At 71.4% G+C, this 14,026-nt stretch carries 11 protein-coding genes; 5 read left to right on the plus strand and 6 right to left on the minus strand.

Features of this window, described 5'->3' with window-relative positions; translation table 11 throughout:
• Window positions 1-41: 41 nt before the first annotated feature.
• The 3 genes from ACFY1H_RS41325 to ACFY1H_RS41335 form a co-directional block, all read right to left on the minus strand.
• Window positions 42-1,220, minus strand: coding sequence for a DUF993 family protein (locus ACFY1H_RS41325; RefSeq protein WP_386955668.1), 1,179 nt, complete (start codon window positions 1,218-1,220; stop codon window positions 42-44).
• A 53-nt stretch (window positions 1,221-1,273) separates the two neighbouring features.
• Window positions 1,274-2,083 (minus strand): sugar phosphate isomerase/epimerase family protein, encoded by an 810-nt coding sequence (locus ACFY1H_RS41330; RefSeq protein WP_386955669.1) that lies wholly within the window; start codon window positions 2,081-2,083, stop codon window positions 1,274-1,276.
• A gap of 96 nt (window positions 2,084-2,179) precedes the next feature.
• Entirely contained in the window at window positions 2,180-2,932 is a 753-nt protein-coding gene (locus ACFY1H_RS41335) for an SDR family NAD(P)-dependent oxidoreductase (RefSeq protein WP_386955670.1), read from the minus strand.
• Window positions 2,933-3,648: 716 nt separating this feature from the next.
• On the opposite strand from ACFY1H_RS41335, the gene ACFY1H_RS41340 reads away from it, so the two are divergent.
• Window positions 3,649-4,269: an NUDIX pyrophosphatase gene (locus ACFY1H_RS41340; protein ID WP_386955671.1), complete on the plus strand. Its 621-nt coding sequence runs from the start codon at window positions 3,649-3,651 to the stop codon at window positions 4,267-4,269.
• A 53-nt stretch (window positions 4,270-4,322) separates the two neighbouring features.
• Here ACFY1H_RS41340 and ACFY1H_RS41345 read toward each other — a convergent pair whose 3' ends face one another.
• The gene (locus ACFY1H_RS41345) at window positions 4,323-5,219 is read right to left on the minus strand and encodes an aminoglycoside phosphotransferase family protein (RefSeq protein ID WP_386955672.1); all 897 of its coding nucleotides are present in this window, start codon (window positions 5,217-5,219) and stop codon (window positions 4,323-4,325) included.
• Window positions 5,220-5,455: 236 nt separating this feature from the next.
• Window positions 5,456-5,800, minus strand: coding sequence for a hypothetical protein (locus ACFY1H_RS41350; RefSeq protein ID WP_366581885.1), 345 nt, complete (start codon window positions 5,798-5,800; stop codon window positions 5,456-5,458).
• Between the two features lie 276 nt (window positions 5,801-6,076).
• Between ACFY1H_RS41350 and ACFY1H_RS41355 the strand changes: the two genes are divergently transcribed.
• Together ACFY1H_RS41355 and ACFY1H_RS41360 are read left to right on the plus strand one after the other, a co-directional pair.
• Window positions 6,077-9,034, plus strand: a complete 2,958-nt coding sequence (locus ACFY1H_RS41355; RefSeq protein ID WP_386955673.1) for a hypothetical protein — start codon at window positions 6,077-6,079, stop codon at window positions 9,032-9,034.
• A 12-nt stretch (window positions 9,035-9,046) separates the two neighbouring features.
• On the plus strand, window positions 9,047-12,436 hold the full coding sequence (locus ACFY1H_RS41360) for a protein kinase (RefSeq protein WP_386955674.1): 3,390 nt from the start codon (window positions 9,047-9,049) through the stop codon (window positions 12,434-12,436).
• 56 nt (window positions 12,437-12,492) lie between these two features.
• Here ACFY1H_RS41360 and ACFY1H_RS41365 read toward each other — a convergent pair whose 3' ends face one another.
• A complete protein-coding gene (locus tag ACFY1H_RS41365) occupies window positions 12,493-13,122 on the minus strand; it encodes a VOC family protein (RefSeq protein WP_386955675.1) in 630 nt (209 codons plus the stop codon).
• Window positions 13,123-13,265: 143 nt separating this feature from the next.
• On the opposite strand from ACFY1H_RS41365, the gene ACFY1H_RS41370 reads away from it, so the two are divergent.
• Complete coding sequence (locus ACFY1H_RS41370) at window positions 13,266-13,697, plus strand: cupin domain-containing protein (protein WP_386955676.1); 432 nt, start codon at window positions 13,266-13,268, stop codon at window positions 13,695-13,697.
• Window positions 13,698-13,740: 43 nt separating this feature from the next.
• The gene (locus tag ACFY1H_RS41375; RefSeq protein WP_386955677.1) at window positions 13,741-13,956 is read left to right on the plus strand and encodes a hypothetical protein; all 216 of its coding nucleotides are present in this window, start codon (window positions 13,741-13,743) and stop codon (window positions 13,954-13,956) included.
• The last annotated feature ends 70 nt before the right edge of the window (window positions 13,957-14,026 follow it).

Raw genomic sequence — 14,026 nt, forward strand, 5'->3', positions numbered from 1 at the left:
CTATCCGATTCGGGTTCGTGGTCGGTCTCGGTGCGCCGCGTTCAGCTCGCCGCGTCCCACCCGGCGACGGTCAGCACCGCTCGCATGCGCTCGGCGGCCAGCGCCGGATCGGGCAGCAGACCCAGGGCGTCGGCCTGCCGGAAGACGTCGGTGAGGTGGTTCACCGACCGCATGCCCTCCCGGCCGGTGACCATCCGGAAGTGGTCCTGGTGCCCGGAGAGGTAGGCGAGGAACACGACCCCGGTCTTGTACTCCCCGGCCGGGTGCTCGAACAGCCGGCGCGCGAGGGTGAGCGTGGCCTCCATGTCGGCGGTGAAACCGTCGGAATCGCCCGCGTCCAGCTTCTGGAAGGCGACGGACGCGATCGGCGCCAGCGGGTCGAGGACCCCGAGCAGACCGTGGCTGTGGTGCTCGCCGTCGCCGCGGATCAGCTTCGGGTAGTCGTGGTCGTCGCCGGTGAAGACGACGACCCCGTCGGGCAGCTCGCGGCGCAGGCGCTCCTCGCGTTCCACGTCCAGCAGGGAGAACTTGAACCCGCGCAGCCGCTCCGCGTGGCGCTCGGCCAGCGTGACGACCGCCTTGAGGGCCTCGTCCACGTCTGTGTGCCCCCAGTAGCCCCGCAGAGCCGGGTCGAACACCTCGCCGATCCAGTGGACCAGCGCGGGGGTCTCGACGCGTTCCAGCACCCGGTCATAGACGTAGGCGTAGTCCTGGGGACCCGTCGCAACGTGGGCGAGCACGTGGCTGGCCCGCAGGACCGCGCCGCGGCCGAGGCCCTGGATGAAGTCGAGCTGTTCGAGGTAGGCGTCGGCGATGTCGTCCAGCGTCGGCGAGGTGACGTCGAGCTGATCGGTGCCCGCGCCGCAGACGATCTCACCGCCGGCCTCGGTGGCGGCCTCGCTGGAGCGGCGGATCAGATCCTTGGTCTGCGCCCACGTCAAGCCACCCGGGCCGCGCTCGGAGGTGTCCATCGCCTCGGCCACGCCGATGCCGTAGCGCCACAGGTGGCGGCGGAACGCGATCGTGGCGTCCCAGTCGACCGGGGGCTCGACCCCCGGCGTGTACTCGCCGAGCGCAGCGGCGACGACGTGCGGCGCCGCGAAGACGTCACGCTGGGCGAACGGGGCGGCCGGCGCGGGGAACTCGCGGGCGGGGCCCATCGTGTGCTGCTCCGCCGTGCCGTCCGGACGCGGGAGCTTGAGGGTGATCGAGTCGGCCATGCGAACTGCCTTCCGGGGGGAGTGGTTGATGAGGGAAACGCGGTGGCCGCGGGTCACCGTGCGGTCGTGAGCAGGCGTGCCGTCCGCTCCCGCAAGTCCAGGGCGTAGTCGAGATCGGAACCCGGCCGCGGCTCGTCGCTGAGGACCTCGACCTGCCAGCGGCCCGTGTAGCCGACGCTGTCGACCAGCCGGACGAAACCCGGCAGGTCGATCACCCCGTCACCGGGGCGGCCGCGCCCGCGCAGGAGGTTCGTCGTCGGGACCAGCCAGTCGGACAGGTCGACCGCCATGAGGTGGGGGGCGGCCGCGCGAACGGACTCGGTCAGATCCGGGTCCCACCACACGTGGTAGACGTCGAGGGTGATGCCCAGCCACTCGGAGGCGAACTCCTCGGCCAGCGTCGTCGCCTGGGCGAGCCGGGAGACGGACGAGCGCTCCGCGACCAGCATCGGGTGGAACGGCTCGATCGCCAGCCGCACCCCGCGGGCCTGGGCCTCCGGGAGGATCCGTGCGAGCCCCGCCCGGATGCGGCTTTCGGCCTCGGCGAAGGTGGTCGTCACACCGCCGACCACGACCACGACCGCCTCGACGCCCAGCCGTGCGGCCGTGTCGAGCACCGCCAGGTTCGACCGCCACCGCGCGTCGTCGTGGTCGTCCTCGGTGAAGTAGCCCAGCCGGCAGAGGCTGAAGACCTCGACGCCGAGGTCTTCGGCGGCCTTCGCGACCACGTCGACGCCGTCGTGGTGGACCGGAATGTCCCACACGCTCGCGGCCATGCCGGAGTCTGCGCAGACCTTCAGGAACTCGGGGGTGGAAATGTCCAAAAAGGACCCCTGGCTCAGCACCAGCGAATCGTGGGACATCAGGCCGCTCCTCGCTGCTCGCTGCCGGTGAGACTTGGTGAGGCTGTGTTCGTCAACTTTCCGTCAGCTCCGTTTCTTCGGTGGTCGGGTGGGCGGTCAGAGCATGTAGTCGCCGCCGGACACGTGGAGGCACTCGCCGGTGAGGTAACCCGCGTCGTCGGAGGCGAGGAACGACACGACCGAGGCGATGTCGGCGGGGCTGCCGGGCCGGCCGGCCGGGATCTGCCGGATCCTGGCGGCCCGCGCGGTTCCCGCCGCGCTACCGTCCAATTCGGACTCGAAGGCATCGGCCCGCGCCCACAGCTGCGTGTCGATCATCCCCGGCGCGATCGCGTTGACCCGCACGTCCGGCGCGAACTCGAGCGCACAGGACTTCATGATGTTCAGCGCCGCCGCCTTCGACGCGGCGTAGTGCGGCGAATGCGGCGTCCCGAGCCGCGCCGAGCGCGACGCGATGACCACGATGCTGCCGCCCCGGCCCGCCGAGCGCAGGTGCCGTCCGGCTTCCCGGGCCGTGAGGAACGCGCCCCAGGCGTTGACGTCGAAGACCGCGTCCCACTCCTGCTTGGTGACGTCGAGCAGCTCGTTGAACGTCTGCCGCCCGGCGTTGACCACCGCGATGTCCACCGGTCGCGCGAGCAGCTCCTCGGCGCGGGGGAGCAGGGCGCGCACCTGAGCCTCGTCGGTCACGTCGACCTGCAACGCCTCCGCGGTACCGCCTTGCTCGCTCAGCGTCTTGGCGGCCTGCTGCGCGGCGTCTCCGTTCACATCGGTGAGCAGAACCGCGGCGCCGTCGGCAATCAGCCGCGTCGCGATCGCGAGCCCGATTCCCTGCGCCGCCCCCGTCACGACTGCGGCTCGCCCGGCCGGCCTCATGACAGGATCCCGTCGAACCGGCGGTGGCGCGCCACCGCGCACGGGTGATGATCGATCGTCACTGATCCTCCTGGGTGTCCTTCACCGGCGGCGCTCGCGAACCGCCGGAATCCACGGCTCCGGGCACGACGGAACCCCGCGGGCATCGCGGACACCCGCGTTCGTCGATCCACAGAGCACACTCGCCACCGGCCGGGTCCCGCCGTGGCCGGCGATCAATCAGCCGGACTCGCCGACGGGTTCGACCGCCGACCGTGCGGCACCGAGAGAGGCCGCCGAGTCCCTGAAAGTCCGCACGCATCGACACTGGCGCCCGCGATTGAAATACGCAACGCACTGATCCGGGAAATCTGTTGCGTTCTCCGCATCATTCTGTGCACGCGCTTCAAGAGAGGTGGCCGGGGGAACCGCGGTCAGGGCGTTCTCGTGGCGGGAACAGCTCCGTCGCCTGCTCGCCGTCCCTGCGCACGCCCTGCGCGACGGCGGTGGCGGCCGTCGAGACCGGTCACTCGGCCGTCGGAGTTGATGTGGGCGCCACAGAGGAACCGTGGCAGCTGGGTCGTCGTGATCGGACGGATCGGCAAGGCCCGCATCGACGGCGATGATGATGGCGATCCACCCCGCCACCGAGATCCTCCCGTGCCGTCTGCCGGTTCGGCGATCGGCCGCGCGCCTCTTACGCTGGCGGGGTGAGCGACTCTGCGGATGGTCGGGCCGCGTTTCAGGTCCTGGTGTTGCCGTACCGGCATACCGCGCAGGGCACGGTGTACGCCTTGTTCCGACGGGCCGATGTCGGCTATTGGCAAGGTGTCGCCGGCGGTGGTGAGGCGGGCGAGTCCCCGGTGCAGGCCGCTCGGCGGGAATCGGCCGAGGAGGCCGGGCTGGTCGGTGACCGCGAGTTCGTCGCCTTGGACGCGCGGGCCACGATCCCGGTCGTCAACGTGACGGGCGAGTTCACGTGGGGTCCGGACGTGCTGGTGATCCCGGAGTACGCGTTCGGTGTCCGTGCCGAGGACACCGAGGTGACGTTGTCGCATGAGCACACGGAGTTCGCGTGGTTCACCGTGGCCGACGCAGCGGCGGCCGTGCAATGGGATTCCAACCGCACGGCCCTGTGGGAACTGGGCCACCGGCTACGCCACACCCCGGCCCAGCGGAGCGGGGTTCATCCGTGGCCGGTTGACGTGCCGGCGGCCCGTCCACCGACTGCGCCGGGCGATCATCCAATCCAGCCAATCGGCAGACGCTCCGCACGGGCTCCTCAAGACGCATCACCGGAGCCCAGCGCCGCGTCTACCTTGCAGTTATAGCTCGATCAAGATCATGTTTGCTGCAACTTCAGAGAAGTCCGAAGAAGCGTGCATCAAACACCCTTCAGAACACGATCAAGTGCCGCCCGGCCCAGAGGTCCCCAGTGAGGCTTGCCGCCGGGGAGACCCTGATCTCCGTTCTTCCCCATGAGCATCAGGAAGAGGCTCTTCATAGCAGCAAGGCCGCGGGCGCGCCGGATCGTTGCCTCGTCTGCGTGCGCGTACGTGTCGAAGAACTGTGCGGCCGTGCCCTCGGGTAGCAGCACCCATACGGCAGCGAGATCCCACGCCGGGTCGCCGGCGAACATGTCACCGAAGTCGACGATGCCCGAGAGCGTTCCGTCCGAGACGACGACGTTCGCGGGATGGAGGTCCCCGTGCACCCACACCGGCGGGCCCTCCCACGCCTGGGCCGCAACGGCGTCGTCCCAGACGGCCCGGACGTCCGCCACGATGTTGTCGAGGGCAACGGCCTGGAGGAAGCGCTCGAAGCCGCCCGTGCAATTCCTGGGATGGGCTCCGCGGTCTGTGGCGATCGGCGCCTCAGCGGGAGCCTCTACATGGAGCGCCTGGAGGAAGCCCGCCAGTGTGTCCGCCGCGTGGGCGCCGCGGCTGATCGTGCCGTGGTCCAGCGGCTCGCCGGGAACCCACGTCATCACGGTCCAGTGCTTGGGGAAGCGCTCGGACGGCTCGCCGAACCGCACCGGGGTCGGCACCGGGAGCGGCAGGCGCGGGGCCAGCACGGGTAGCCACCGACGCTCCTTGAGCTGGAGCTCCGGGGTGGGGTGCATGCGCTGCATGCGCACCGCCAGCTCGTCCCCGAGGCGCCACATTTGGTTGCCCCAGCCGCCCGCCACCTCACGGATGGCCAGCCCTGCAAGGTCCGGATGTTGCTCCTGCAGCAGGTCGCGGACCAGGTCTGCGGTGATCCCGATCTCGGTGTCGGTCATACAAATTCACAGTAGTGAGCCGGCGTCCCGGCTGCTTCCGTTCTCGGCCTCCGCAACTCACCAACTACATCGCCAGGTCCCTGCTCGAGACCGGCGGCTTCAGGCCGCAACTACACCCCCGTCTGTGAAGAGCCGGATACGCTGCGGCGACGCAGTAAATCGAGAGAGCGAAGCCAGGGGTTCCATGAGCCGGCCGTTGCTGTTCCTCGACGTCGACGGACCACTTCGGGCGGCAGCTAGGGCTTGACGAGGAAAATGCCGGTCATCGATCGACGCTGCCCGTTCGGTGCGAAGACCGCCACTCCGTTTCCGGTGTCGACCTCCAGGCGGTAGCCGTCGATCGTGCGCAGTACTTCGGAGCCGTCGGGGCGCTGGTGGACAACGCCGCTGGGCAGGCCGGTGGGGTCGAGGTTGAGGAGCACGAAGGTCAGCCCGGATTCGCAGGGTGCGTTCCAGTAGACGATGCCATCGGCGCCCAGGTGGTAGGGGATGACGGTGTCGAGCTGGACGGTGCCGGGCTCGTCGACGTCGGCGGCGAGCAGCAGCATGCGGACCGTGCCGTCAGCTGTGGGAACGTTCATGCTTTCCGCCCTCCGTCGGGTTCGTGCGAGCTGGCTCGTCGCCGGCGCCGTCGGTATCAGCCCTGGGCCGCCGGTGATGGGGAGACGGAGCGCAGCGCTCAATCCGTTGCACGGCGGAGGTCACGTGTCGCGCCAGTGTTGTTGGGCGGGGCTCCGCTGACGCGGGGGACAGCAAGTGAAGCCGGGGCGGGACCGGTCCCGGGCCGGCATGGCAGTCTCGTTCCCGGGCCGCGGCGAAGCGGGCCGCGCCGGCTGTCGAGGGTGGGGAGGACCGGGTTGTCCAGGGACTGGCGGCTGTTCGGCCGCAAGAGCCGGGGGAACACCCAGCCGGACCGGGGCGGGGTTCGGCCTGCCGACGCCGGACCGGACGCCGCACCTGGATCCGGACACACCCCGGCCGACGTTCTGGCGGCCGGCCCCGCCGCCGATCGGGAAGCCGAAACCGCCATCCTGCTGTCGCGCATCCGCGGTTGGCTCGACCTGCCACCGCACCCGAACCTGCGCACCTGCTTCCACCTCGACATCGTCGACGGCCATCCGCAGGTCGTCGCCGAGGACCTGCCCGGTGAGGACCTGGCGAAAGCAGCACAGAACGGACGGCTCGGCACCGCCGGCGAGGTCCTCGACGCCGGCGTCCAACTCGCCTGGGCCCTGCAGGCCGTGCACGAGGCCGGCCTGGCCCACGGCGAAGTCACCGCGGCCAACGCCGTGCTCGCCGAGGACGGTGTCGTGCGGCTCGGCGGGTTCAGTCGCCAGCCCGCCACCCAGGACGAAGACCTCCGTGCACTGGCATCCGTCGTGCGGGAACTGCTCGAAGACCCGCCCGAATCGCTCGTCGGGAACTTGTCGTCCGCCCGGGAGTTCGCGGACCGGCTCATCGCCCTCCACGCCGAGCGGACCGGCACCGCCTACCCCCGTGAAGCCCCCGAATCCGTGCAGCCGCTCGCGAACGAGTGGAACAACCGCGCGGTCTCGCTGGCCCTGGCGGGCGAGCACGCGGAGGCGGAGCAGTACTGGGAACGGGCCCTGCGCGACGACCCGCGGCATCCGGACTCGACCTTCAACCTCGGCCTCCGGCAATGGCGCGCGGCCCGCATCCCCGACGACGAGATGATGCGCCGCCTGCAAGCCGCGGGACAGGCGAGCCTCCAGAAAGACCAGGTCACGCGGCTCGCCGGGCTGGCCGATGCCGAGCGTGGCGTGCCCCGGCCCGGTCCGGAAGCCGACCCGCCGCAGACCGCCCGTACCCCGGCCGGCTGGCTGTACGCCGTGGCGCTGACCCCGGACGGGCGCCACACCGTCTGGGGCGCGGATGACGGTGGAGTGCGCTGGTGGGACCTCACCGGCAGCGAGGTCGTCACGTTCACCGGGCACACCGACGAGGTCTGGGCGGTCGCGGTGACCCCGGACGGCCGGCTCGCGCTGTCCGGCTCGGCCGACACCACGGTGCGCTGCTGGGAACTGGCCACCGGCCGGTGCCTGTATGTCCTCAACGGACACCGGCAGCGCGTGCGCGGGGTCGCGGTCAGCGCCGACGGACGGACGGCGGTCTCGTGCGCCGAGGACGGCCTGGTCCTGACCTGGGACCTGACCACCGGACGGCAGACGGGCACGCTCACCCAGGAGAAGGTCGGCCTCATCTCGGTCGCCCTGACCCCGGACGGCCGGTTCGCCGCAGTGGCCGGCAACCAGGGTTTCCTGCAGTGCTGGGACGTCCGGTCCGGCCGCGGCGTGCGCACGCTTACCGGCCACACCGGCGACGTCTACTCGGTGGCCGTCACGCCGGACGCCCGGTACGCGCTGTCTTCCGATGGCGAACGGGAGGTCCGCTGGTGGGACCTGCGCACCGGCGAATGCCTGCGCACGCTCACCGGTCACCACAACACGATCGCCTCGGTGGGCCTCTCGGCCGACGGACGGCGGGGCGTCAGCGGCAGCATGGACCGCACGGTCCGCTGCTGGGACCTGCCGACCGGACGCTGCCTGCGCACGATCGACCACGAGTACCTCGTCCTCGGGGTGGACTCGTCCGCGGACGGCCGCCGGGTCGTCTCCACCGCCACCGACCGCAAGCTCCGGGTCTGGGACCAGGCCGGATCCGTGGCCGCCCCGTGGAGTTTCAGCGCGACCGGCGGGGCGCTCGAACTCGCGTCGAGGGCGAGGGAAACCCGGTCCGAGCTGAGCCAGGTGCGCTACCTGCTGGCCAACGGGGCGGCCCCGGCCGCGACCCGGCGGCTGCGCCAGGTGCGGGCCATCCCCGGCTACGCGCGGCATCCGGAGGTGCTGGACCTGTGGCGGGAAGCGGGCCGGTCCGGCCGGCGGACCGCGTTCCTGGACTTCCGCCGCGTCCGCACGATCGAAGACCCGGCCGGGCTCACCGCGCTGGCGCTCGCGCCGGACGGCCGCCGGGTGCTCACGGCGGGCTGGGACTACGGGCTGTGCCACTGGGACCTCGAAACGGGGGAGCGCCTGCGGGAACTGCACGGCCACGCCGAGGCGGTCACCTCGATCGCCTTCGCGCCCGACGGCAGGACGGCGGTTTCGGCGAGCGCCGATCACACCGTCCGGGTCTGGGATCCGGCCACGGGCGTCGCGCTGCGGGTGCTGTCCGGGCACGCCGACGAGGTGACCGCGGTCGCGGTGGCCACCTCGGGCCACGTGATGTCGGCCGGCGCCGACCACACGCTGCGCTGGTGGGACCCGCGGACGGGGGAGTGCCTGCGAGTCCTTTCCGGACACACCGCCCCGGTGAATTCGATCGTGCTGGCCGCCGACGGGCGGCACGCCCTGTCCGGCAGCGTGGACGCCACCGTGCGGTGGTGGGACATCGGCACCGGCGAGTGCGTGGAAACCTTGCGCAGTCACAAATGCGGCTCACGCGCGGTGGCGGTGACCGCGGACGGCGGTACCGCACTGTCCGGCGAGGACTGTGGGAATCTGCGGCGGTGGGAGCTGCCTTCGGGCCGCTGGATCAACGCGCAGGCCGGACATGAGGGGCCGATGCTCGCCCTGTCCCTCACCGGCGACGGCGAGCACGCGCTCACCGCGGGCGCGGATCGGACGCTGCGCTGGCTGGAGGTGCGGTCCGGGCGGTGCCTGCGCGTGCTCACCGGGCACGAGGACGAGGTCTGCGCGGCTGCCGTCGCCTCGGACGGCTGGTCCGCGGTGACCGGTAGCCGCGACGGGACGGTGCTCGTCTGGGCGATCGACTGGGACCACGAGCCCCGCGGATGAGGTGAGCCGAGGATGCCTTGGTGGCGAAGGAAAAACCCGCCGCGAGACGAGGGCGTGCAGGCCCGGTCGACGCTGGTCGGCCCCGACGAGCGGCCGCCCGGCGAGGCCTCCTGGGGCGTCGGGGAGACCGTGCTCGGGACGTACCGGGTCGAGGAGAAGCTCGGCGCTGGCGGCATGGGTGTGGTGCACCGGGTGCGGCACCTGGGCTGGGGGCTGGACCTCGCGGTGAAGAGCCCGCTGCGGCGGCTGTGGCTGTCCGGCGTCCAGGCGTTCGTCGACGAGGCCGAGGTGTGGGTCGGCCTCCCGCCGCATCCGCACCTGTGCACCTGCCACTACGTGCGTGTGCTCGGCGGGGTGCCGCGGATCTTCGCCGAGTTCGTGCCCGGCGGCACGGTCGCGGAGGCGCTGGCCGCCGGGCGGCTGCGGGAGCTGCCGGACATCCTCGACGTCGCGATCCAGCTGGCCTGGGGCCTGCGGGCCGCGCACGAGGCCGGGGTGGTGCACCAGGATGTCAAGCCCGGCAACGCTTTGCTCACCGCAGACGGGCTGCTCAAGGTCACCGACTTCGGGCTGGCCAGGGCTCAGCAGCGGTCCTCCGGAGCGGACGAGGTGGCGGAGCCCGAGTCGATCCTGGTCACCCACCGCGGACTCACCCCCGCGTACGCGTCGCCGGAGCAGTACCGCGGTGAGCGCGCCGGACGGGCCGCTGACGTGTGGTCCTGGGCGGTGACCGTGCTGGAGCTGTTCACCGGCGGGGTGACCTGGACGCTCGGCGCGTTCGCCGCGGCGGCGCTGGATGAATACCTCGCGCGGGGGACCGCGCCGGGCCGCGCGGCGATGCCACCCGAGGTCGTCACCCTGCTGAGGGAGTGTTTCACCGCCGACCCGGCCGCGCGCCCGTCGGACCTCGGCGCGCTGGCCGATCGGCTGGCCGACGCGTATCAAGTCCACATCGGACGTTCCTTCCCGCGCACGGCCACCAGTTCGATAGCCGTGCGGGCCGACGGGTTCAACAACAAGGCACTGTCCCTGCTGGACCTCGGCCGGACCGACCAGGCCCGGCAGATCTGGGATCAGGCCCTGGAAGCCGACCCCCAGCACCTCGACGCCACCGTCAACAGCAAGCTCGGACAGTGGCACGAGGGCGGGCTGACCGACGTCCAGCTGGTGGAGGAGCTGGAGCGGTTCCGGTTTTCCCTGCCCGAAGCCGACCCGCGACGGGCGAGCTTGGCCTACGCGCTCGGCGCGGTCCACTGGGAACGCCGTGACCTCGTGCAGGCCGAGGCCCAGCTCGCCGAAGCAGCCGAGGCCGCGCCCGGTGACGAGGAAGTGGCCGCCGCGCGGGCGGCCGTGGCCGGCGCCGTACCGGTACGGCAGCGGACGCTGGCCCTGCCCCCGCAGGAGGGCAAGACCTGCCCGCCGGCCTTCGCCGCCGACGGCCGGCACGCCGTCTCCGGCGGTGAGGACCGGACCGTCCGCTGGTGGAAGCTGGAGACCGGCCAGTGCCTGCGGACCCTGACCGGCCACATCGGACTGGTCGGTGCGGTGGCCTTGTCCACGGACGGCGCGTACGCTCTGTCCGGTGCCATGGACGGCACGGTGCGCTGGTGGGACCTGGTCGAGGGCACCGCTCTGCGCACCTTCACGGGCCAGGACGACGTGCCGTTCCGGTCCGTCACGCTGTCCGAGGACGGACGTCGAGCCTTCGCCGGCGACGCCACGGGCACCCTGTGGTGCTGGGACCTCGGCACCGGCCGCTGCCTGCACACCCTGGGCGGGCACGAGGGCGGGATCAACCGGATCGCGGTGCTGTCCGAAGCGCTGGTCCTGTCGGCGGGTGAGGACGGCACCGTGCGCTGCTGGGACCTGGAGACCGGCGATCAGCTGCGCGAGTTCACCGGCCACCGCGGCGCCGTCTACGCACTCGCGCCGCTGCCCGGCGGCACCCGGTTCCTCTCGGCCGGCCACGACGGCGCGGTGCGGTACTGGGACCTGGCCACCGGCCGGTGCCTGCGGGTGCTCAGCTACCACCACCGCGTGCTGGACATGGTGTCCACCGCCATCTTCGCGGTCGCTGTCGCCCCGGACGGACGCACCGTGGTCGTCGGCAACGGGGATGGCGAGCTGACCTGGTGGGAGCTGGCCACCGGCCGCTGCCTCTGGACCGTCGCCGTCGGCGGCCCGCTCAACTCGCTGCGGGTGAGCGCCGACGGCCGGACCGCGCTGTCCGGTGGCTTCGACCAGACCGTGCGCTGGTGGGACCTCGCCCCCGGCCGTCCGGCGCCGTGGCGGTACAGCCGTCCACGCTCCACAATGGACCTCGGTGCCCAGGCCGAGCGGTTCCACGGCCGGATCGAGGCGGCGCGGGCCTTGCTCGACCGGGGCGACGCACCCGCCGCGGCGCGGGAACTGCGGGCGGCCCGGGCCGTCGCCGGATTCGAGAACGATCCGGAGCTGGGTGAGCTGTGGCGCCGGTCCGGCCACGGCGGACGGCGCACCACGGTGATCGCCAGTCGCCAGATCCGCCGGCTGGCGACCCAGGCCCACCTCACGAAGGCCGTGGCCATCACGGCGAACGGACGGCGTGCGTTGAGCTCGACCGCGGACACACTGCTGCGCTGGTGGGACCTGACCACCGGCCAGTGCCTGCACACCCTCGACGCCGGCGACGGCTTCGCGTTCAGCGCCGCGGCGACCCCGGACGGCCGGCACGCAGTGTCCGTCGGCAACGAGAAAGTGCACTGGTGGGACCTCAACCGCGGGAAGCTTCTGGCCGCGCTGCCACTCGATGCCGACGTGATGACCTTCGCCGTCGCCATCACGCCCGACGGCCGCCGGGCCGTGTCCGCGGGCACCGACCGGTTGGTGCGCTTGTGGGACCTGCGCGCCGGCGAGGCCGTGCGCACTTTGTCCGGCCACGAAGCACACGTGAACGCGCTGGCCGTCACCGCCGACGGCCGGCACGCCCTGTCCGGCGGCGCCGACCACACGCTGCGCTACTGGGATCTGGCCACCGGTGAGTGCCTCCGCACGTCCACTCCGGACAGTGGTGGCGTGAGCGCGGTCGCGGTCACCCCGGACGGCCGGCACGCCGTGTCCGGCAGCACCACCGGCGCGGTCTTCGCCTGGAACCTGCCCACCGGCGAGGTCCGGCAGCTACCGGCACGGCACACCGCCCAGCTCAACGCGGTCGCCATCACCGCTGACGGCCGCCACGCCCTGTCGGGTGGCGAGGACCGGACGTTGCGCTGGTGGGACCTGGTCGAGGGCCGCTGCCTGCACCAGGCCCAGCTGACCTACGTCGCCTCGGCGGCCATGACCCCCAGCGGCCACCACGTGGTCACCGGCACCTCGGACGGCTCGGTCCTGCTGTGGGAAGTCGACTGGGACTACGAGTTCTGACCTTGCCCGGGATCGCTCGAGTCTGGTCACCCTCGCGGCGTTCATCGGGTGTCTTGTTACTTCGAGCCTGGGGATGGATCGGCAAAGATGCCTTTCACCATGCCGGTGGCTTGGCCGATCTCGATGAGGTAGCCGTCGGGGTCGCGCAGGTAGCACCGGATCTCGGCTTTGCGGTCGAGCGGCTCGGTGAGGAATTCCGCGCCCTTGCTGCGCGCGTTGGCGTAGAAGGTGGCGATGTCGGCCACGCGCACGTTGAGGAACGTCGAGACCGGGTCGGTGGCCTCGGGGGGACGCAGGACGATGTCGGGTTTGTCCGGTGTGGGGCCGCCGCCGGGGTTCATGATGATCCAGCTGTTGGCGACCTTGACGATGCACGGGTTTTCTTCCAGCACCACCTGTCCTCCGAAGATGTCGGCGTAAAAGACCCTGGATCGGGCCACGTCGGAGACGGTGAGGAAGTGTGTGAGCAGCAATCCCTCTTGCGGGTAGGGAAAGTCGGGAGAAGTCATGGCGGGTGCCTCCTGGGCGTTTCCGGGGGCTTGCTTGCCCTCGTGGCGTTGTTCGTGTTGGTCACCGCTTCTCATCGTCCGGTTGAAGTCGACCTGAGGCAAAGGTGCCGGGGTGTGCACGGATTCGTTGACGGATACCAGCACCACATGCACGTCGCCTTCGGCGACGGCGGCCACGGTGAAAGAAAGACCCTTCAGCGCCGAGCGGGGGTGCGGGACGCTGGGCTGCGGGCCCGCGAGAAGAAGGGTCGGCCAGGGCGCGGCCGGACCGGGAAGTAACGCCGCCACTCGACCGCCCATCCAACGCGGAGGAGATTCACATGACGAACACAGATCCGGCCGGGCAGAAGCAGCGATCGACCGCGTGGCAGACGGCGTTCACCACGGTGCAGGAGGCGGACCCGCCGTTCATTCCGGCGGGGGCCCACGCGATGACCGTGGTCGTCGAGTATCCACCCGGCGATCCTGGTGCGCCGCCGCACCGGCATCCCGGGCCGGCGTTCGGCTACGTACTGGACGGCGAGATGGTGCTGGAGGTGGAAGGCGAACCGGAGCGGGTCGTGCCCGCCGGAGAGGCGTTCTGGGAGCCGGGTGGTGATGTCATCCATTACCAGGACGGCAACAACCGCGAGGACGTCTCGCTCCGGTTCACCGTCACGATGCTGTGCGAACCCGGTAAGCCGATGCTGGTCGTGGTGGATGAGGCCGAGCTCGCCCAGCGGAAAGACCGCCGGGCCCCGCGGGGGACCTGACCGTCCAGGCGACGCAGGCGCAACCACAACGGAGGGCGAGCCCATGCATTTCGACGATCACATCAAGCCACTGTTTCGCGAGAGCGACCGCGACGCGATGAACTTCGCCTTCGATCTCTGGTCCCTCGACGATGTTTCGACCCACGCCGACGCCATCCTCGGCCGGCTCGAGGCCGGCACAATGCCCTGCGACGGAGCATGGCCGGCCGAGCGTGTCGCCGTTTTCCGCGACTGGATCGACGCCGGCAAACCCGGATAGGCCCTCCGCGGCCCCGCCCGTCAACCTCAGCGCATCCATAGCCGCCTGGTTGTGCCAGAAGGTGGCGACG

It is taken from the genome of Amycolatopsis sp. NPDC001319 (genome assembly GCF_042896185.1).
GTDB lineage: Bacteria > Actinomycetota > Actinomycetes > Mycobacteriales > Pseudonocardiaceae > Amycolatopsis.

Excerpts from the sequence above, each read along its gene's own strand:
- ACFY1H_RS41370 (WP_386955676.1), top strand. The coding sequence starts at position 13,266 with ATGACGAACACAGATCCGGCCGGGCAGAAGCAGCGATCGACCGCGTGG.
- ACFY1H_RS41330 (WP_386955669.1), bottom strand. The coding sequence starts at position 2,083 with ATGTCCCACGATTCGCTGGTGCTGAGCCAGGGGTCCTTTTTGGACATT.
- ACFY1H_RS41350 (WP_366581885.1), bottom strand. The coding sequence starts at position 5,800 with ATGAACGTTCCCACAGCTGACGGCACGGTCCGCATGCTGCTGCTCGCC.
- ACFY1H_RS41345 (WP_386955672.1), bottom strand. The coding sequence starts at position 5,219 with ATGACCGACACCGAGATCGGGATCACCGCAGACCTGGTCCGCGACCTG.
- ACFY1H_RS41360 (WP_386955674.1), top strand. The coding sequence starts at position 9,047 with ATGCCTTGGTGGCGAAGGAAAAACCCGCCGCGAGACGAGGGCGTGCAG.
- ACFY1H_RS41375 (WP_386955677.1), top strand. The coding sequence starts at position 13,741 with ATGCATTTCGACGATCACATCAAGCCACTGTTTCGCGAGAGCGACCGC.
- ACFY1H_RS41325 (WP_386955668.1), bottom strand. The coding sequence starts at position 1,220 with ATGGCCGACTCGATCACCCTCAAGCTCCCGCGTCCGGACGGCACGGCG.